Here is an 18,801-nt window from a genome sequence, read left to right as displayed (position 1 = left end):
CGCTCACTTCAGCCTGCTGGAGGCGAGGATGGACACCAGGTGCAGCAGGGTCTGCACCAGCGCGATGCCGGCCAGCACCGCGACGCCGAGCCGGGTGAAGAAGAGGTCACCGCGGGCCTGGTCGGCGATGGCCAGCACGAGGATCAGCAGGGACGCCTCGATGCCGAGGATGAGGCGGTGGAACTTCAGGGCGCCGGCGGCCTTGCGGGCGAGCGCCATGCCGGAGGAGCGCATCTCGGATGCGGCCTCCTTGACGGGGGGCTTGCCGGCCTGGTGCCGGGCGACGCCGACGAGGTCGGTCTCCGCCTTGATCAGGATGGCGCCGAGGGCGGCCAGGGTGCCGAGGAAGGCCCACAGCCAGTCGATGCGGCCACTGCCCCACAGGTCGGCGGCGCGCAGACCGAAGCCGGTGAGCACCGCGGCGTCGGTGAGGTAGGCACCGACCCGGTCCAGGTAGACGCCGTTGAGGGAGTACTGCTTCTTCCAGCGCGCGATCTCGCCGTCGACGCAGTCCAGCAGCAGGTACATCTGGACGCACACCACGCCGAGGACGGCGCCCGCGATCCCCGGCACGAGCAGTGCCGGGGCCGCGAGCACACCGAAGACGGTCATCAGGTAGGTGAGCTGGTTGGGTGTGACCCTGGTGTTGACCAGGTAGCGGTCGACCCGCAGGGACACCTCACGCATGTAGAGGCGTCCCATCCAGTGCTCACCGCTGCGCCGGTCCTTCACCCCCGCGGGGTGAACGACGGGGCGGAGTTCAGCTACCGATGGCCTTGACATAGTCGGCGTATGTGTCCTTGATCTGTTCGGTGTTCAGGTCGAGGTGTTCGAGGATGGTGTAGCGGCCGGGGCGGGTCTCCGGGGCGAACTCGACGGCCTTGACGAACTCGTCCGCCGTGAAGCCGATCTCGTCGGGCAGCACGGGCAGGCCGTGGCGGCGCAGCACCTCGGCCATGTACGCCGACTCGTCGTGCGCGCCGCGCAGCCACATCGCGAAGGCCGCGCCGAGACCGCACTGCTCGCCGTGGGAAGCGGCGCGTTTGGGGAACAGCAGGTCGAAGGCGTGGTTGATCTCGTGGCACGACCCCGACGCCGGCCGCGAGTCGCCCGAGATCGACATCGCGATGCCGGTGAGGACGAGCGCCTCGGCGAGTACCTGGAGGAAGTCGTTGTCGCCGACCCCGCCCGGGTGCCGGAGCACCGCCTCACCGGCCTGGCGGGCCATGGCGGCGGCGAGCCCGTCGATCTTCTCGCCGTTGACGCGATTGGCCAGTTCCCAGTCGGCGATCGCGTTGATGTTGGAGATCGCGTCACCGATGCCCGCGCGGACGAAACGCACCGGGGCCTCGCGGATGACGTCCAGGTCGATGACGACCGCGATGGGGTTCGGCACGCCGTAGGAGCCGCGGCCCGCGTCGTTGTCGAGGGTGGCGACCGGCGAGCACAGGCCGTCGTGTGCGAGGTTCGTCGGCACGGCGACCAGGGGCAGGCCGACGCGGGCCGCGGCGAACTTGGCACAGTCGATGATCTTGCCGCCGCCGAGGCCGACCACCGCGTCGTAGTGGCCGGCCTTTATGTCGCCGGCCAGCCGGACGGCGTCGTCGAGGGTGCCGCCGCCGACCTCGTACCAGGTGGCGCCGGGCATGCTCGGCGCGATGCGCTCGCGCAGCCGGGCGCCCGAGCCGCCGCTGACGGCGACGGCGAGGCGGCCGGAGTGCGAGATGCGCTCGTCGGCGAGGACACAGGCCAGATCGTCGAGGGCACCCGGGCGGATGTCGACGACGAGCGGGGAGGGGATGAGCCGGGTCAGTACTGGCACGCGATCTCCCGTCCGCGGGCGAGATCGTCGTGGTTGTCGATCTCCACCCACTTGACGTCGCCGATCGGCGCCACGTCGATACGGAAGCCGCGGTTGACCAGCTCCTGGTAACCGTGCTCGTAGAACTGCTGCGGGTCGGTCTCCCACACGGCCTTGAGCGCGTCGGCCAGCTCGGGGGCGGCGTCCCCCTCGATGAGGGTGACGCCGATGTACTCGCCGGTGGCCTCGGCGGGGTCCATCAGCTTGGTGATCTTCGTCATGCCCTTCTCGGGGTCGACGACGACCTTCATCTCCTCGTCGGCCAGATCCTTGACCGTGTCCAGGGCGAGGATGATCTTCTTGCCGTCGCCGCGGGCGGCGAGCAGCGTCTTCTCGACGGAGACCGGGTGGACGGTGTCGCCGTTGGCGAGGATCACCCCGTCCTTGAGGGCGTCACGCCCGCACCACAGGGAGTAGGCGTTGTTCCACTCCTCGGCCTTGTCGTTGTCGATGAGGGTGAGCTTGAGGCCGTACTTGGCCTCCAGCGCCTCCTTGCGCGCGTACACGGCCTCCTTGCGGTAGCCGACGATGACCGCGACCTCGGTGAGACCGATCTCGGCGAAGTTGCCGAGGGTCAGGTCGAGCACCGTGGGTTCGCCTTCTATGCCCGCGGGGCCCACCGGCACCAGCGCCTTGGGGAGGCTGTCGGTGTAGGGGCGCAGACGCCGTCCGGCGCCGGCCGCGAGCACGAGGCCGATCATGCGGTTTCTCCTTCATCGTGTACGGCGGGTGCGCCGCCCTTGTGGGCGCCGACCCAGAAGCGGATGCTCTCGACGAGCACCACGAGGGCCACGGCCACGGCCAGTGCCGTGAGCGCGACCGTGAACTGCGAGGCGGTGAGCAGCGCGGCGAGGACGGCGACGAGCAGCGTCCGCCCTTCGTGCCCTCCGAGGGAACGCACCAGCCAGGCGGGAGGCGCTCCGGCGTCGCCGCGGATGCGGTAGACCGTGTCGTAGTGATGGTAGGCGACCGCGGCGACCAGCCCGAAGGCCGCGGGAAGGGCTCCGTCCACGTCGGCTTTGGCTGCCAGGACGAGGACGGTGCCGTACTCGGCGGCGCGCAGGAACGGGGGGACCAGCCAGTCGAGGGCGCCCTTGAGGGGACGGGCGACGGCGAGTCCGGAGGTCAGGGCGTGGACGAGGGCCACGACGATCGGCCAGGGGCCGCCGAAACCGCTCAGGGCGGCGGTGAGGACGACGGCGAGGCCGCCCAGGAGGGCGACGGCGGGTGCGGTGAAGTCCGGCAGCCTGCGGGCGGGCTTCTTGAGCGCCTCGGCGAAGCCCTGGGCGAGCGGGCCGCTGTCCGCGAGGTCGGCCAGGGCCGCGGCCGCCCTGTCGGTGCGCCGGGCCTTGCGGGTCAGGGAGCGCAGCACCCGGCCGGCCGTGGTGTAGGTGGCCGCGAAGGCGCAGCCGATGAGCAGCGCGTAGAAGGTGATGCGGGGGGTCGTGACCGCTGTGAGTACCGCGATCATCGCCCAGCGCTCGCCGATGGGCAGGACGATCATCCGCCGGACCCAGACCGTCCAGCCGACGCTGTCGAGCTTGTCGGAGAGGGCGGCGGTGGGGCTGGTGTTGGCGGTGGCGTCGTGGTTGGCCTCGTTGAAGGAGAAGTCCACGACGTGCCGGCAGGTCTGAAGGACCATGGCGCCGAGGGCCAGCGCCCAGACGTCGTCGCCGCCGCGGGCGGCTCCGAGCGCGAGGCCGGCGTAGTAGGCGTACTCCTTGGCCCGGTCGAAGGTGGCGTCCAGCCAGGCGCCGAGCGTGGAGTACTGGAGGGAGTAGCGGGCGAGCTGTCCGTCGGTGCAGTCCAGCACGAAGGACGCGATCAGCAGGACGCCGGCCGCGACGAAGCCGCCGCGGGTGCCGGTGGCCGCGCAGGCCGCCGCTATGAGGGCGGTGAGCAGGGAGGCGGTCGTGACCTGGTTGGGGGTCAGGCCGCGGCGGGCGCACCAACGGGCGATGTAGCGGGAGTAGGGGCTGATGCAGTAGGTGGTGAAGAAGCCGTCGCGGGCCTTCACGGCCGACTTCAGGCGTACGGCCTCGTCGTCGACGTCCGTCACCGCCTGCCGGGCCTCGTTGCGGGCCTGCGGGTCGGCCGGGACGGCGGCGACGAGACTGCCCAGCTCGGGGCGGTGCACGGCGGTGCCGTCGGCGTCCAGGGCGGTGAGGATGCGGTCGGCGAGGCTGCTGCCGACCAGCGTGGTGCCGGCGCCCGCGGAGTTCTCGCGGGCCATGGCCCGGGTCAGGGCCCGGCGGCCGGCGGGCTGGGCCGTGACGGCGCCGGGGATCGCGGCGAGCGGGAAGCGGGGGTCGGTGAGGCCGAGGCGCAGCGCGTGCACGTGCCCCACGAAGCGGGCGTCGACCAGGGCGACCCGTTCGTCGCCCGGCACCTCGGCGAGGAGGGTCTCGGCCTCGGCGGCGTCGGTCGCGATCCGGAGGTCGAACCCGAGGGACCGCAGGTCGGCCTCGATCGACGATCCGGGGACCGGCTGGCCGGTGAGGATGGCGGTCGACAACCGAATTCACTCCCTGGGTACCGACGCGTCCACGCCGGTGATGTACATGGTGGGGGCGCCCTCTCCGGTGGCTCCCGGGCGGCATGTCGGCAGAGGCTATCGGATGCCGGGACGACCACGTTCACCGCCCGTTCGGCGGCTGGATCGACGTGGTTCGCACAAGCCTTTGCCGCGATCATCATCGTGGATCCGGGGCCCGCCCCACAAACCGCACCCCTAAGCGGACATCGAGGACATTGCCTGGGCGGCCGCCGTGGCCGCATAGGGTGGGCGACCATGACGTGGCTGATCACCGGCGGTGCCGGCTATATCGGAGCACATGTGGCCAGGGCCATGACCGGGGCCGGGGAGCGCGTCCTCGCGCTGGACGACCTCTCGGCCGGGGTGCCCGCGCGGCTCCCCGCCGAGGTCCCGCTGGTGCGGGGCTCCTCGCTGGACGGGGAGCTGCTGAAGCGGGTCTTCGCCGAGCACGGGGTGACGGGTGTGGTGCACCTCGCGGCGCGCAAGCAGGTCGCCGAGTCCGTGGCGCAGCCGACCCGGTACTACCGGGAGAACGTCGGCGGCCTGGTGACCCTGCTGGACGCGGTGGCCGAGGCGGGGATCGAGCGGTTCGTGTTCTCGTCGTCGGCGGCGGTGTACGGCGACCCGGGTGTGGACCTCATCACGGAGGACACGCCCTGCGCGCCGGTGAACCCCTACGGCGAGACCAAGCTCGCCGGAGAGTGGCTGGTGCGGGCGGCGGGGCGGGCGCACGGGATCTCCACCGTATGTCTGCGCTATTTCAACGTGGCGGGGGCCGCCGCGCCGGAACTGGCGGACACGGGCGTCTTCAACATCGTCCCGATGGTCTTCGACCGGCTGACCCGGGACGAGGCGCCCCGGATCTTCGGCGACGACTACCCGACCCCGGACGGCACCTGCATCCGTGACTACATCCACGTCGCCGACCTGGCCGAGGCCCACCTGGCGGCGGCCCGACGCCTGGCCGCCGGCGGCGGCGCGGGTGACCTGACGGTCAACATCGGCCGGGGCGAGGGCGTCTCGGTCCGCGAACTCGTCACGGTCATCGGCGAGGTCACCGGTGACCGCCGGCCGCCGCTCGTCGAGGAGCGCCGCCCCGGTGACGCCCCCCGGGCGGTGGCCTCGGCCGCCCGGGCGGCCGAGGAGCTCGGCTGGACGGCCCGGCGCGGAGTGCGCGAGATGACCGAGTCGGCCTGGCGTGGCTGGCTGCTGCACCACGGCTCCTGACCCACTGAGGGCGCCCTGACCTGCATATCGTTTCCGCAGGTCAGGGCACATGACAACGGTGTTCAGTGCCGCGTTGCACATACCCCCTCCCCGTAGTTCACTGGGCCCCCCGAGCACGATCAGGCGGACACAGGGAGCTGACTTCTCATGGGGGCTGGGCACGATCACGGGCACGCGCACGGCGCGGCGGCCGGCGGTACCGCGACCTCGGCGTACCGCGGCAGGCTGCGCATCGCGCTGGCGATCACGCTCGGCATCGTGGTCGTGCAGATCGTCGGCGGCGCCCTCGCCGACTCGCTCGCGCTCGTCGCGGACTCCGCGCACATGGCGACGGACGCCCTGGGTCTCGGCATGGCGCTGCTCGCGATCCACTTCGCGAACCGGCCGCCCAGTGACCGGGCCACCTTCGGCTACGCCCGCGCCGAGATCCTCGCCGCCCTGGCCAACTGCCTGCTGCTGCTCGGGGCCGGCGGGTACGTCGTGTACGAGTCGGTCCAGCGCTTCCTCACCCCCGCTCAGACCGAGGGCCGGCTGGCCCTGCTGTTCGGTGCGATCGGTCTGGTCGCGAACCTGGTGTCGCTGGCGCTGCTGATGCGCGGGCAGAAGGAGAGCCTGAACGTGCGCGGCGCGTTCCTGGAGGTCGCGGCCGACGCCCTCGGTTCGGTGACGGTGATCGTCTCGTCCGTGGTGATCATGCTCACGGGCTGGCAGGCGGCCGACCCGATCGCCTCGCTCGTCATCGCGCTGATGATCGCGCCCCGGACGTGGAAGCTGCTGCGCGAGACGCTCTCCGTGCTGCTGGAGACGGCCCCCCAGGGCGTCGACATGGCGGAGGTGCGTACGCACATACTCGCCACGGACGGTGTGGAGGACGTCCACGACCTGCACGCCTGGACGATCACCTCGGGCATGCCGGTGCTGTCGGCGCACGTGGTCGTCAGCCCGGAGGCCCTGAACGCGATAGGCCACGAGAAGATGCTGCACGAGCTCCAGGGGTGCCTCGGTGACCACTTCGACGTGGAGCACTGCACCTTCCAGCTGGAGCCGAGCGGGCACGCCGAGCACGAGGCGCGGCTCTGCCACTGACCGCGGTGACGCACGAGGCAGGGGAGACAGATGGGGCGCACTCCGTCATGAGTGCGCCGGGGAACGCAACCCTCCGCCGTGCGCCCGCGTCCTGAGCCCCACAGCTCCGGCACGGACGATTTTCCGCCTGCCTGGCCGGGCACGATCACCTACCGGGTCCCTTTCCCGGCCTCGGACCGGTGCCGGCCGCGGTCCGCGCCGCCGCGCGGGACATGCGGGCGTGCCGCGAAGTGCCGGGAGTGCCGGATTCGTACGGCAGACTTGGGGCGCGAAGACCGATGTGAAGGATGGGTATGCCGATCACACCTGCCACCGCGACGCACAACCCGTCGGACGGCACCGCAGACGCGATTTTGCTGGAACTGGTCGACGAGGACGGCGTGACGATCGGCACCGCGGAGAAGCTCGCCGCCCACCAGCCGCCCGGCCGGCTGCACCGCGCGTTCTCGGTGTTCCTCTTCGACGAGTACGGCCGGCTGCTGCTCCAGCAGCGCGCGCTGGGCAAGTACCACTCCCCCGGTGTGTGGTCCAACACCTGCTGCGGCCACCCCTACCCCGGTGAGGCGCCCTTCGCGGCGGCTGCGCGGCGCACGTTCGAGGAGCTCGGCGCCTCCCCGTCCCTGCTGGCCGAGGCGGGCACCGTCCGCTACAACCACCCGGATCCCGAGTCCGGTCTGGTGGAGCAGGAGTACAACCACCTCTTCGTCGGCATGGTGCAGGCCGTGGTGCGGCCGGACGCCGAGGAGGTGGCGTCGACGGTGTTCGTGACCCCGCCGGAGCTGGCGGAACGGCACGCCAAGGACACCTTCTCGTCCTGGTTCATGACCGTCCTGGACGCGGCCCGGCCGGCGATCAGGGAGCTGACGGGCCCGTCGGCCGGCTGGTGACCCGGGCCCCCGCGGGCCGGGGGTTCAGGCGAAGCGCGTGGGTTTGAGCGGCAGGGCGGCCCAGATCACCTTGCCGCCGCTCGCGGTGTACTCGACCTCGCACACGCCGCCCGCCTCCCGCGTGACCTCGCGCACCAGCAGCAGTCCGCGCCCCCCGGTCCGGCCGTGGTCGGTCTCCAGGGCCGTGGGCCGGTACGGGTGGTTGTCCTCCACGGACACCCGCAGCCACTCGGCGCCGACGGCCAGCTCGACGGCGATCGTCGGTGACAGCACCGCCGCGTGTTTCACGGCGTTGGTCACCAGCTCCGAGACGATCAGCAGCAGCCCCTGGGCCAGGTCGTCCGATACCGGCACGCCCTGACGCAGCAGCAGGTCCCGTACGGCGTGCCTCGCCTGGGGGACCGAGGCGTCGACCGCCGGTGCGGTGAACCGCCAGACCCCTTCGTACGGCAGCGGATCCGCGGGCCCGGGGCCGAGGGGCGCCGCGCCGCCCTCTGGGCGCGGACCGAACCCACGCCCGTCGTCGTCCATCGTCCGGTCGCCACCCTCGCGCTCGATTGTCGCCACACCTCGAGTGTTGGTAACGATGCACCTCGGACTCCGGGACTGAACAGAAGTCAGCAACTATCGAGCACTTCTGACCGTTGGCGTATGACACGGTCAGTTGTGGGACTGGTCCTGTCCCTGTTGTGCCGTCTCGGCGAACTATTCGGGTTGTACGGGTTTGGCCTCCGGATAGCATCCGGCGCATGAAGCCGCAGCTGGAGCACCGCGTGACCGACTCGGTCGCGACGGTCGTCATACGCCATCCCGAGAAGCGCAACGCCATGACGGCCGCGATGTGGCGCTCCCTTCCCGTCCTGCTGGAGGAGCTCGCCGGGGATCCGGGCGTACGGGCGCTGGTGCTGACCGGTGAGGGCGGCACGTTCTGCGCGGGGGCCGACATCTCGACGCTGCGGGGCTCGCCGGAGGAGGCGCAGGGGCTGGCCGTGCGGGCCGAGGAGGCGCTGGCCGCGTTCCCGAAGCCGACACTGGCCGCGATCCGGGGTCACTGCGTGGGCGGCGGGTCGCAGCTGGCGGCGGCCTGTGATCTGCGGTTCGCCGAGGAGGGGGCGCTGTTCGGGGTGACGCCCGCGAAGCTCGGCATCGTCTACCCGGCCTCCTCGACCCGGCGGCTGGTGTCCCTGGTGGGGCCGGCCACGGCCAAGTACCTGCTGTTCTCCGGTGAGCTGATCGCGGCGGAGCGTGCGCTGCGCAGCGGGCTCGTCGACGAGGTGCTGCCCGAGGGTGAACTCGGCAAACGGGTCGCCGAGTTCACCCGGGTCCTGGTGTCGCGTTCCCAGCTGACCCAGGCGGCGGCCAAGGAGTTCGCGGACGGGCGTACGGACCGGGACGCGCACTGGGCCGGGCAGGCGCGCGCGAGCGGCGACACCGCCGAGGGTGTCGCCGCGTTCCTGGAGCGCAGGCAGCCGCGGTTCGGCTGGAGTGTGCCTACGTCAGGGTGAGATCGAGGTTGGACCGGAGCAGCTCGACGAGGTGCGCCGGGGCCGTCTCGGGCGATCCGGCGTCGTAGGGCGGCTGCGGGTCGTACTCGATGGCGAGTTGGACGATCCGAGCGTGGTCGTCGCCGGCGATCCGGCCGAGGAGCATCAGGCCCATGTCGATGCCGGAGGAGACGCCGGCGGCGGTGACGTACTTGCCGTCGGTGACGACCCGTTCGCCCGTCGGCTCGGCACCGTGCCGCTCCAGCTCCTCCAGGGCCAGCCAGTGGGACGTCGCCCGGCGGCCGTCGAGGAGTCCGGCGGCGGCGAGCAGCAGCGAGCCGGTGCACACGGACGTCGTCCAGGTACTGGTCGCGTCGGCCGTGCGCAGCCAGGTGAGCAGGGGTCCGTCGGCGGCGAGCGGGAGGGGGCCCGGGCCGCCGGGGACCACGATGATGTCGGGGTGGGGTACGTCGGCCAGGGCCCGGTCGGCGATGAGCGCGAGGTTTCCGGAGTCGTTCCGCACGGGCCCGGCCTGCTCGGCGACGAAGACGGTCTCCGCGCCGGGCACCCGGCCGAGGGTCTCGTAGGGTCCGACGGCGTCGAGGGCGGTGAAGCGGTCGTAGAGGACGATGGCGATCTGCATGGGGTCCCTTCGGTCGGCCGATGTCGATGCGTTCAGGCTGTGGTCGCCGGGCGGAAGCGGCGGCGGTACTCGGCCGGGGGCGTTCCCAGGGTCCTGACGAAGGCCCGGCGCATGGCCTCGGGCGTGCCGTAGCCGCTGGCGCGGGCGATCTCCTCGACGCCGCCGGCCGTGTCCTCCAGCAGGCGCCTGGCGTGTTCGAGGCGGACGCGGTCCACGTAGCGGCCCGGTGTCATGCCGGTCTCGGCGCGGAAGGCGCGGGCGAAGTGGCGCGGCGAGAGGCGGGCGCGGGCGGCGAGGGTGTCGACGCCGAGGTCCGCGTCCGGGTGGTCGGTGATCCACCGCTGGACCTCCCGCAGGGGCTCGCGCCGTGCGGTCTGGGCCGCGAGCTGGGCGCTGAACTGGGCCTGGTTGCCGGGTCTGCGCAGGAACACCACCAGGTGGCGGGCGATGGTGAGGGCGGCGTCCCGGCCGAGGTCCTCCTCGACCAGGGCGAGCGCGAGGTCGATACCGGCGGTGACACCGGCCGAGGTGGCGATGTGCCCGTCGCGCACGAAGACGGGGTCGGGGTCGATCTCGACGGCCGGGTGCTCACGGGCGAGCCGGTCGCAGTACGCCCAGTGGGTCGTGGCCCGGCGGCCGTCCAGCAGGCCCGCGGCGGCCAGCACGGCCGCGCCGGTGCACACGGAGACCAGGCGGCCGGCGCGCGGGCCCCGCTCGCGCACCCAGGCCACCAGACGCGGGTCGGGCCGCAGGCTGCCCGTTCCACCGGGGACGAGGAGGATGTCCGGGTCCGCCGCGGTGGTCAGGGACTCGTCGGGGACGAGGGTCAGGCCGCTGGTGGTCCGCACGGGCGCGCCGTCCAGGGAGGCCGTGCGGATCCGGTACGCGCCCGGGGAGAGCAGTTCCGCGCCCGCGAAGACCTCCACGGGTCCGGTGACGTCGAGACTCTGCAGACCGTCGAAGAGGACGGCGAGAACCGTGCGCTGGACCATGCCGTCGATTCTTCGCGGGAGCCGAGTACGGCGGCAAGGACGAGTACCCCACCTTTCCTGCCAGGAGGAGCCGGACCGCCAAGGGCATACCAAGCGGTTGGTAACCTGCCGGGCATGACGACTGCCGCCCTGGAGCCGCGCGCCGGCCGACGCTGCCACAACATGCTCAACTCCCTGCACGCGACCCACTACTTCTCGCCCGACCTCGGGCGGGAGCTGGGCGCCGTCGGGGTCACCGACCCGCGCGCCGTGAACTTCGCCGTGCGCGCCGCCGCCCTCGGACCGGTCGGGGCCGGGGCCGTCACGGCGGCCTTCTACAACTACAAGTACGAGCTCGTGGCCCGGCACGTGCCCGCGGTGTGGGAGACGGCCGCACCCGCGCAGGTGCTGGCGGCACGCGCGCGTGCGGTCGACGCGACACTGCGCCGGCTGCTCGGCGGGGAGGCCCTGGCGTCGGCGGAGATGGCCGAGGCCGCCCGGCTCGCGCTGCACGCCGCCGAGGCCTGCTCGCGCGAGGCGCGCCCGCTCTACGCCGCCCACGCCGATCTGCCCGTCCCGGAGGAGCCGCACCTCGCCTACTGGCACGCGGCGACCCTGCTGCGCGAGCACCGGGGCGACGGGCACCTGGCCGCCCTGATGTCCGCGGGTCTGGACGGGCTGGAGGCGCTGGTGACCCACACGGCGACGGGCAAGGGCATGAACCCCACGTGGGTGCGCGCCACCCGGGGCTGGAGCCGGGAGGAGTGGGACACGGCGGCGGAACGGCTGCGCGGGCGGGGGCTGCTGGCGGCGTCCGGCGACCTCACCGACCGGGGCGTCGCACTGCGGCGGGACATCGAGCAGGAGACGGACCGTCTGGACCGCGCCCCGTACGAGCACCTCGGCCCGCAGGGCGTGGCCCGGCTGACCGAGCTGGGCGGGGTGTTCGCGCACGCGGCGCTCGTGGCCGGGGCGTTCCCCGCGGACCTGATCGGAAAGGGTGACGCATAGTGACGCGTCGATGAGGTACCCGCTCTCCACCGGCCGGCGCGGCCGGGAGTGAGAAAGGGGATTTCCGTGTTCCGTGCTATCGCAGACGTGCTGCGCCAGATCGGCGGGGCCATCGCCACCGTCGTGACGCTGCCCTTCCGGGCACTTGCCCGGCTCTTCGGTGGGGCCTCGTCCTCCACCCGCAGCCGCAGGGCCTGACGGGGATCCCGACCTGCCGGGTGCCGCCCTGATCCCCGAGTGTCCGTGTCACCTGCCACAATTGCCGCGCAACGTCAGCGGAGAAGGCGGTACGGGATCGTGACGACACCCGGGTCCATCGGGTCCATCAACGCAGTGACCATCGAAGCCAGGATCGCCGAGGAGCTCGGCGTACGGGAGCGGCAGGTCAGGGCCGCCGTGGAGCTGCTCGACGGCGGTTCTACGGTGCCCTTCATCGCCCGCTACCGCAAGGAAGCGACCGAGATGCTCGACGACGCGCAGCTGCGCACCGTCGAGGAGCGGCTGCGCTATCTGCGGGAGCTGGAGGAGCGGCGGACGGCCATCCTGGAATCGGTGCGCGAGCAGGGCAAGCTCACCGACGAGCTGGAGGCGAGCATCCGGGGCGCCGAGACGAAGGCGCGCCTGGAGGACATCTACCTGCCGTACAAGCCCAAGCGGCGCACCAAGGCGCAGATCGCCCGTGAGGCGGGACTGGAGCCGCTGGCGGAGGGGCTGCTCGGCGACCCGGGCGTCGAGCCCCTCGCCGCGGCCGCCGCGTTCGTCGACGCGGACAAGGGCGTGGCCGATCCGCAGGCCGCCCTCGACGGCGCCCGGGCGATCCTCACCGAGCGGTTCTCGGAGGACGCCGACCTGATCGGTGAACTGCGCGAGCGCATGTGGGTGCGCGGGCGGCTGGCCGCCAAGGTGCGGGAGGGCAAGGAAGAGGCGGGCGCGAAGTTCGCCGACTACTTCGACTTCGCCGAGCCGTTCACCGAGCTGCCCTCGCACCGCGTGCTCGCGATGCTGCGCGGGGAGAAGGAGGAGGTCCTCGACCTCGTCCTGGAACCCGAGGAGCAGACGGACGGGCCCTCCTCGTACGAGGGGATCGTCGCCCACAGGTTCGGGATCGCCGACCGGGGCCGCCCCGGCGACAAGTGGCTGAAGGACACGGTCCGCTGGGCGTGGCGCACCCGCATCCTCGTCCACCTCGGCATCGACCTCAGGCTGCGGTTGCGCACGGCCGCCGAGGACGAGGCGGTGCGCGTCTTCGCGGCGAACCTGCGCGACCTGCTGCTCGCCGCCCCCGCGGGCACGCGCGCGACGCTGGGCCTCGACCCCGGCTTCCGCACGGGTGTGAAGGTCGCCGTGGTCGACGCGACCGGCAAGGTCGTCGCCACGGACGTCATTCACCCGCACGTCCCGGCCAACCGCTGGGACGAGGCCATCGCCAAGCTGGCCCGGCTCGCGAAGGAGCACGCGGTCGAGCTGGTCGCCATCGGCAACGGCACGGCGTCGCGCGAGACCGACAAGCTCGCCGGGGAGCTGATCACCAAGCACCCGGAGCTGAAGCTCACGAAGGTGATGGTGTCCGAGGCCGGCGCGTCCGTGTACTCGGCGTCCGCCTTCGCCTCGCAGGAGCTGCCCGACATGGACGTGTCGCTGCGCGGCGCCGTGTCGATCGCCCGCCGGCTCCAGGACCCGCTGGCCGAACTGGTGAAGATCGACCCGAAGTCGATCGGCGTCGGCCAGTACCAGCACGACCTGTCCGAGGTGAAGCTGTCGCGGTCGCTGGACGCGGTGGTGGAGGACTGTGTGAACGGCGTGGGCGTGGACGTCAACACGGCGTCGGCCCCGCTGCTCGCCCGGGTCTCCGGCATCACCTCCGGCCTCGCCGAGAACATCGTGGCGCACCGCGACCAGAACGGGCCGTTCAAGGCCCGCGGTGAGCTGAAGAAGGTGGCGCGGCTCGGCCCGAAGGCGTACGAGCAGTGCGCGGGCTTCCTGCGGATCCGGGGCGGCGACGACCCGCTGGACGCGTCGAGCGTGCACCCCGAGGCGTATCCGGTGGTCCGGCGCATGGTGAAGACCACCGGGCAGGAGGTCGCCTCGCTCGTGGGCAACACCGGGGTGCTGCGCTCGCTGAAGCCCCAGGACTTCGTGGACGAGACGTTCGGTCTGCCGACGGTCACCGACATCCTGAAGGAGCTGGAGAAGCCCGGCCGCGACCCGCGCCCGGCCTTCAAGACGGCCGCCTTCAAGGAAGGCGTGGAGAAGATCTCCGACCTGTCCTCCGGGATGATCCTGGAGGGCGTCGTGACGAACGTCGCCGCGTTCGGGGCGTTCGTCGACGTCGGTGTCCACCAGGACGGTCTGGTGCATGTCTCCGCCATGTCGAAGACGTTCGTGAAGGACCCGCGGGACGTCGTGAAGCCCGGCGACATCGTCAAGGTGAAGGTGCTCGACGTCGACATCCCGCGCAAGCGGATCTCGCTGACGCTGCGGCTGGAGGACGAAGCGGCCCAGCAGGGACAGCAGGGCGGCTCCGGTGAGCGCCGGCAGCGGGGTGGGCGTCCGCCGCAGCAGCGGCAGGGTGGGCGTGGCGGCCGTGGCGGTGGCGGCGGTTCGCGTCAGGCGCCGCCGCCCGCCAACAGCGCGATGGCCGATGCGCTGCGCCGCGCGGGACTGGCCGACCCCAAGGGCGGCAAGCGCTGACGCTCCGCCGTGGGGGCCGTGGGGAGCTGCGGGGCCGTTGTGGCTGGTCGCGCCCGCGCGGCGGAGCCGCAGATCGAAACAGCCCCGCGCCCCTGGGAAAGGGGCGCTTCGCGCCCTTTCCGTTCTAGGGTTGCCGCATGCGTGCCATCACCTGGGAAGTGTCCGGCAGCCAGGGGTTCGAGACCGCCTGGGTCCAGCTCCGGGAAGGCACGCTGCGGGCGCGCGGGCGGGCCGTCGGTACCGTCAGTGAGCCGTACTGGATCTCGTACGAGCTGGAGACCGCCGAAGGATTCGTGACCAGGCGGTTGACTGTCACGGCGGAGACCGGGGCCGGGACCCACGCACTCGATCTGCTGCACGACGGTCAGGGCCGGTGGACCGCGGACGGCGAGCCGCTGTCCGATGTCGGTGGTGCGCTCGACTGCGACCTCGGGCTGTGCCCGCTCACCAACACCATGCCGGTGCTGCGGCACAGGCTCCACCAGGCGCCCGGCGAACGGGAGTTCCTGATGGCCTGGGTGTCGGTGCCGGATCTGGTGGTGCGGCCGTCGCGGCAGACGTACACGCATCTGGGCCCCGGGCGGGTCCGCTACTCCTCCGGCGACTTCCACAGCGACCTGGAGTTCGACGAGGAGGGGTACGTCGTCGACTACCCCCGGCTGGCCACGCGTCTGACCGTCCGTTAGCGCTCGGTCACCTTGCCGTCCGCCACCTCCAGGCGGCGGGTGACGTGCACGGCGTCCAGCATGCGGCGGTCGTGGGTGACCAGCAGGAGGGTCCCCTCGTAGGCGTCGAGGGCGGACTCCAGCTGCTCGATGGCGGGCAGGTCCAGGTGGTTGGTCGGCTCGTCGAGGACCAGCAGGTTGACGCCCCGGCCCTGGAGCAGCGCCAGGGCGGCGCGGGTGCGCTCGCCCGGGGAGAGGCTCGCCGCGGGGCGCAGGACGTGGTCCGACTTGAGGCCGAACTTGGCCAGGAGGGTGCGGATCTCGACCGGTTCGGTGTCCGGGACGGCCGCGCGGAAGGCGTCGAGCAGTGACTCCTCGCCGTGGAACAGCTTGCGGGCCTGGTCGACCTCGCCGAGCAGGACGCCCGAGCCGAGCCCGGCGTGCCCGGCGTCCAGCGGGACGCGGCCGAGGAGGGCCGCGAGCAGCGTGGACTTGCCGGCGCCGTTCGCGCCCGTCACCGCCACCCGGTCCGCCCAGTCGATCTGCAGGGAGACGGGGCCGAGGACGAAGCCGCCGCGGCGCACCTCGGCATCCCTCAGGGTCGCGACGACGGCGCCCGAGCGCGGGGCCGACGCGATCTCCATGCGCAGCTCCCACTCCTTGCGGGGTTCCTCGACGACCTCCAGGCGCTCGATCATGCGCTGGGTCTGGCGGGCTTTGGCGGCCTGCTTCTCGCTGGCCTCGCTGCGGAACTTGCGGCCGATCTTGTCGTTGTCGTTGCCCGCCTTGCGCCGGGCGTTCTTCACACCCTTGTCCATCCAGGAACGCTGCATCTGCGCGCGGTCCTGGAGTGCGCTCTTCTTGTCGGCGTACTCCTCGAACTCGTCGCGGGCGTGCCGGCGGGCGACCTCCCGCTCCTCCAGGTAGGCCTCGTAACCGCCGCCGAAGAGGTTGATCTGCCGCTGGGCGAGGTCGAGTTCGAGGACCTTGGTGACGGTGCGGGTGAGGAACTCGCGGTCGTGGCTGACGACGACCGTCCCGGCGCGCAAGCCGCTCACGAACCGTTCGAGGCGCTCCAGGCCGTCCAGGTCGAGGTCGTTGGTCGGCTCGTCGAGGAGGAAGACGTCGTAGCGGGACAGCAGCAGGGAGGCGAGTGAGGCACGGGCCGCCTGGCCGCCGGACAGGGACGTCATCGGCTGGTCCAGGCCGACCGCGAGACCGAGGGTGCCGGCGACGTCCTCGGCGCGTTCGTCGAGGTCGGCGCCGCCGAGGCCGAGCCAGCGCTCCAGGCTGGTGGCGTAGGCGTCGTCGGCCCCCGGCACCCCGTCGACCAGGGCCTGGGTCGCCTCGTCCATGGTGCGCTGGGCCTCGGCGACGCCGGTGCGGCGGGCCAGGAACGCCCGGACGGTCTCGCCGGGCCGGCGGTCCGGCTCCTGCGGGAGGTGGCCGACGGTGGCGGACGGCGGGGACAGGCGCAGTTCGCCCTGCTCGGGTGCGGTGAGTCCGGCGAGCATCCTGAGCAGGGTGGACTTGCCCGCACCGTTGGCCCCGACCAGCCCGATCACGTCGCCGGGCGCGACGACCAGGTCGAGGCCGGTGAACAGGGAGCGGTCGCCGTGGCAGGCGGCGAGGTTCTTGGCGACGAGGGTGGCAGTCATCAGAGCGCCGATCCTAACGGCCGGGCCGCTCAGGGGTTCACGGCCGCCACCAGGACGCTCCCGGCGGTGCGGGCCACGAGGAACGACCTTCCCCGCACGGCTTTCGCGTCGAGGGCGACGCGGTGCCGGCCCGCTTCGAGGACGCTGTCGAAGATCTCGTGGGTGTGGGTGCGGGAGAGCCGGTCGATGCGGTAGGCGGTGAGGGTGACACGGCAGGCGGAGGTGACCTCGACGTCCGCGCCTGCGCCGGTCGCGGTGAGGCCGGTGAGACGGCGCCGGCCGGCCGGGCTGCGGTCCAGGGCGTGTTCGATCTGGGCGACGAGGAGCGGGACGATCGGGGCGAGGCCGTCGACGTGGGCGACCGGGACCCCGGCCCGCTCGAAGGCGCGGCGGACGGCGGCACGTTCCTGCTCGCCGGCCGCGTGGCCGAAGGCGACGGCGCCGTAGCCGCGGAGTTCGTCCGGGGGCACGCCGTCGGCGTCATGGGCGATGTCGGCGCCGACACCGATGGCGCGCAGGGCCGCAGCGAGCTTGGCGAGGACGGCCACGCGGGCGCCGATCAGCAGCACGCGGCGCCGGGGATCGGACGCGGAGCCGTTCAGCAGGGCGCCCAGCGCCGTACGGTACTCGGCGCCGCGGAACCGGAACGGGCCGATGCCGTGGTAGCCGTTGAGCTCCAGATCGGCGTGTTCACCGGTCTGCCAGGCGAAGTCCCGCCAGATGAAGTCCTCACCGTCACTCTGGATGACCGCGGTGACGGCTCCGCAGGCCAGGTCCTCGCACTCGGGACAGCCGTAGACGACGTAACGGCCGCCGGGCAGCGGGGCCTCGCTCTCCAGGAGCAGGCTGCGGACCTGTGCGGTGAAGATCGCGGGAGGGACGTCGGAGGCGAGCGGGGAGACCGCGTCGAGGTCGGAGAGCTGGAACAGCAGCGGGCGTCCGTCGACGATGAAGTCCACGAAATCCCGGTGGACCTGGTAGCCACCGTCGTTGAGGACTCCCCCGGCCCGCATCGCGGGAGCCAGGCCGAAGGTCGCGTACTCGGCACACATGCTGTGAGTATCCCCACACTCGGCGTGATGTGAGCACGGCATGACACATTCCGCTACGGTCCGGGCATGGCAAGCGAGTCGAGTGGCGAGATCGTGGTGGTCGGTGGCGGGGTGGTCGGGCTGACGACGGCCCTGGCTCTCACCGGGCGCGGGTGGCGGGTACGGGTGTGGACGCGGGACGCCGTCGAGGCGACCACCTCAGCCGTTGCGGGTGCGCTGTGGTGGCCGTACCGGATCGAGCCCGTCGCGGCGGCGCGGAGGTGGGCGCTGCGGTCGCTGGACGTGTACGAGGACCTGGCCGCACGGGGCGAGCCGGCCGGCGTACGCATGGTCGAAGGGGTACAGGGTGAGACCCGCCTCGACGAGGCCGACACGTGGCTGGCGGGCCGGGTGCCGGGGCTGCGGGCGGCCACGGCCGGCGAGTACGCGGGGACGGGCCTGTGGGTGCGGCTGCCGCTGATCGACATGCCGGTCCATCTGCGCTGGCTGCGGGAGCGGTTCGTCGCGGCGGGGGGTGTGGTCGAGACGCACACGGTGTCCGGGTTCGCGGAGGTGGACGCGGACGTCGTGGTCAACTGCACGGGTCTCGCCGCGCGGGAGCTCGTGCCGGACCCCTCCGTGCGGCCGGTACGGGGGCAGCTGGTCGTCGTGGAGAACCCGGGGATCGACACCTGGCTGGTCTCCACCGACGCGGCCGGGGAGCACGCGTACCTGTTCCCGCAGCCGGGCGGACTCGTCCTCGGCGGTACCTCCGAGGAGGACGCCTGGTCGCTGGAGCCCGACCCCGCGACGGCCGAGGCGATCGTCCGCCGCTGCGCGGAGCTCCGGCCGGAGATCGCCGGGGCCCGCGTGCTGGAGCACCGGGTCGGTCTGCGGCCCACCCGGCCCGCGGTCCGGCTGGAGCGGGACACCCTGCCGGACGGGCGGCTCCTGGTGCACAACTACGGCCACGGCGGTGGGGGCGTCACCGTGGCCTGGGGATGCGCGGAGGAGGCGGCCGGGCTGGTGGCCGGCTGAGCGCGAGCCCGG

General features: G+C 72.5%; 18 protein-coding genes. 9 read left to right on the top strand and 9 right to left on the bottom strand.

What is annotated here, in order from left to right; all coding sequences use genetic code 11:
* Positions 1–3: 3 nt before the first annotated feature.
* The 4 genes from GTY56_RS06310 to GTY56_RS06295 are packed head-to-tail and all read right to left on the bottom strand — an operon-like array spanning position 4 to position 4,376.
* Complete coding sequence (locus tag GTY56_RS06310; RefSeq protein WP_161363310.1) at positions 4–783, bottom strand: CDP-alcohol phosphatidyltransferase family protein; 780 nt, start codon at positions 781–783, stop codon at positions 4–6.
* Entirely contained in the window at positions 761–1,822 is a 1,062-nt protein-coding gene (locus GTY56_RS06305; RefSeq protein ID WP_161363308.1) for an iron-containing alcohol dehydrogenase, read from the bottom strand. The genes GTY56_RS06310 and GTY56_RS06305 overlap by 23 nt, the downstream gene beginning before the upstream one ends.
* Positions 1,810–2,562: a phosphocholine cytidylyltransferase family protein gene (locus GTY56_RS06300; RefSeq protein WP_062930342.1), complete on the bottom strand. Its 753-nt coding sequence runs from the start codon at positions 2,560–2,562 to the stop codon at positions 1,810–1,812. Before GTY56_RS06300 ends, GTY56_RS06305 begins: the two co-directional genes overlap by 13 nt.
* Positions 2,559–4,376, bottom strand: a complete 1,818-nt coding sequence (locus tag GTY56_RS06295; protein WP_161363306.1) for a DUF5941 domain-containing protein — start codon at positions 4,374–4,376, stop codon at positions 2,559–2,561. Before GTY56_RS06295 ends, GTY56_RS06300 begins: the two co-directional genes overlap by 4 nt.
* A 276-nt stretch (positions 4,377–4,652) precedes the next feature.
* On the opposite strand from GTY56_RS06295, the gene galE reads away from it, so the two are divergent.
* From galE to idi, 3 genes are all read left to right on the top strand, one after another.
* Positions 4,653–5,624, top strand: coding sequence for a UDP-glucose 4-epimerase GalE (galE, locus tag GTY56_RS06290; RefSeq protein WP_161363303.1), 972 nt, complete (start codon positions 4,653–4,655; stop codon positions 5,622–5,624).
* Positions 5,625–5,771: 147 nt separating this feature from the next.
* Complete coding sequence (locus GTY56_RS06285; RefSeq protein WP_161363301.1) at positions 5,772–6,710, top strand: cation diffusion facilitator family transporter; 939 nt, start codon at positions 5,772–5,774, stop codon at positions 6,708–6,710.
* Positions 6,711–7,003: 293 nt separating this feature from the next.
* A complete protein-coding gene (gene idi, locus GTY56_RS06280) occupies positions 7,004–7,597 on the top strand; it encodes an isopentenyl-diphosphate Delta-isomerase (RefSeq protein WP_161363299.1) in 594 nt (197 codons plus the stop codon).
* Positions 7,598–7,621: 24 nt separating this feature from the next.
* On the opposite strand, the gene GTY56_RS06275 is transcribed toward idi, so the two are convergent.
* The gene (locus GTY56_RS06275) at positions 7,622–8,128 is read right to left on the bottom strand and encodes an ATP-binding protein (RefSeq protein ID WP_161363357.1); all 507 of its coding nucleotides are present in this window, start codon (positions 8,126–8,128) and stop codon (positions 7,622–7,624) included.
* A 218-nt stretch (positions 8,129–8,346) separates the two neighbouring features.
* On the opposite strand from GTY56_RS06275, the gene GTY56_RS06270 reads away from it, so the two are divergent.
* Positions 8,347–9,102 (top strand): enoyl-CoA hydratase/isomerase family protein, encoded by a 756-nt coding sequence (locus GTY56_RS06270; RefSeq protein WP_161363297.1) that lies wholly within the window; start codon positions 8,347–8,349, stop codon positions 9,100–9,102.
* On the opposite strand, the gene GTY56_RS06265 is transcribed toward GTY56_RS06270, so the two are convergent.
* Both GTY56_RS06265 and GTY56_RS06260 read right to left on the bottom strand, forming a co-directional pair.
* Positions 9,089–9,724 carry a DJ-1/PfpI family protein gene (locus GTY56_RS06265; protein ID WP_161363295.1) on the bottom strand — a complete coding sequence of 212 codons (636 nt, stop codon included), beginning with the start codon at positions 9,722–9,724 and terminating at the stop codon, positions 9,089–9,091. The two genes, GTY56_RS06270 and GTY56_RS06265, sit on opposite strands and share 14 nt — an antisense overlap.
* Positions 9,725–9,756: 32 nt before the next feature.
* Complete coding sequence (locus GTY56_RS06260; RefSeq protein ID WP_161363293.1) at positions 9,757–10,716, bottom strand: GlxA family transcriptional regulator; 960 nt, start codon at positions 10,714–10,716, stop codon at positions 9,757–9,759.
* 114 nt (positions 10,717–10,830) lie between these two features.
* Here GTY56_RS06260 and GTY56_RS06255 point away from each other — a divergent pair, with 114 nt between their 5' ends.
* The 4 genes from GTY56_RS06255 to GTY56_RS06245 all read left to right on the top strand — a co-directional run bounded on the left by GTY56_RS06255 (position 10,831) and on the right by GTY56_RS06245 (position 15,083).
* Positions 10,831–11,706, top strand: a complete 876-nt coding sequence (locus GTY56_RS06255; RefSeq protein WP_161363291.1) for an SCO6745 family protein — start codon at positions 10,831–10,833, stop codon at positions 11,704–11,706.
* A gap of 66 nt (positions 11,707–11,772) precedes the next feature.
* Positions 11,773–11,904: an LPFR motif small protein gene (locus GTY56_RS41080; RefSeq protein WP_252100478.1), complete on the top strand. Its 132-nt coding sequence runs from the start codon at positions 11,773–11,775 to the stop codon at positions 11,902–11,904.
* A gap of 99 nt (positions 11,905–12,003) precedes the next feature.
* Positions 12,004–14,397, top strand: coding sequence for a helix-hairpin-helix domain-containing protein (locus GTY56_RS06250; protein ID WP_161363289.1), 2,394 nt, complete (start codon positions 12,004–12,006; stop codon positions 14,395–14,397).
* A 137-nt stretch (positions 14,398–14,534) separates the two neighbouring features.
* Positions 14,535–15,083 carry a putative glycolipid-binding domain-containing protein gene (locus tag GTY56_RS06245; protein ID WP_161363288.1) on the top strand — a complete coding sequence of 183 codons (549 nt, stop codon included), beginning with the start codon at positions 14,535–14,537 and terminating at the stop codon, positions 15,081–15,083.
* On the opposite strand, the gene GTY56_RS06240 is transcribed toward GTY56_RS06245, so the two are convergent.
* Positions 15,080–16,720 (bottom strand): ABC-F family ATP-binding cassette domain-containing protein, encoded by a 1,641-nt coding sequence (locus tag GTY56_RS06240; protein WP_161363286.1) that lies wholly within the window; start codon positions 16,718–16,720, stop codon positions 15,080–15,082. The two genes, GTY56_RS06245 and GTY56_RS06240, sit on opposite strands and share 4 nt — an antisense overlap.
* Before the next feature lie 29 nt (positions 16,721–16,749).
* Positions 16,750–17,772, bottom strand: coding sequence for an oxidoreductase (locus tag GTY56_RS06235; protein WP_161363284.1), 1,023 nt, complete (start codon positions 17,770–17,772; stop codon positions 16,750–16,752).
* 66 nt (positions 17,773–17,838) lie between these two features.
* On the opposite strand from GTY56_RS06235, the gene GTY56_RS06230 reads away from it, so the two are divergent.
* Positions 17,839–18,789: an NAD(P)/FAD-dependent oxidoreductase gene (locus tag GTY56_RS06230; RefSeq protein ID WP_161363282.1), complete on the top strand. Its 951-nt coding sequence runs from the start codon at positions 17,839–17,841 to the stop codon at positions 18,787–18,789.
* The last annotated feature ends 12 nt before the right edge of the window (positions 18,790–18,801 follow it).

The organism is Streptomyces sp. SID5643 (genome assembly GCF_009872555.1).
In the GTDB taxonomy this organism is placed as follows: domain Bacteria; phylum Actinomycetota; class Actinomycetes; order Streptomycetales; family Streptomycetaceae; genus Streptomyces; species Streptomyces iakyrus.
Note: the sequence above shows the minus strand (reverse complement) of the source record. Positions and strands in the feature narration are given on the sequence as shown.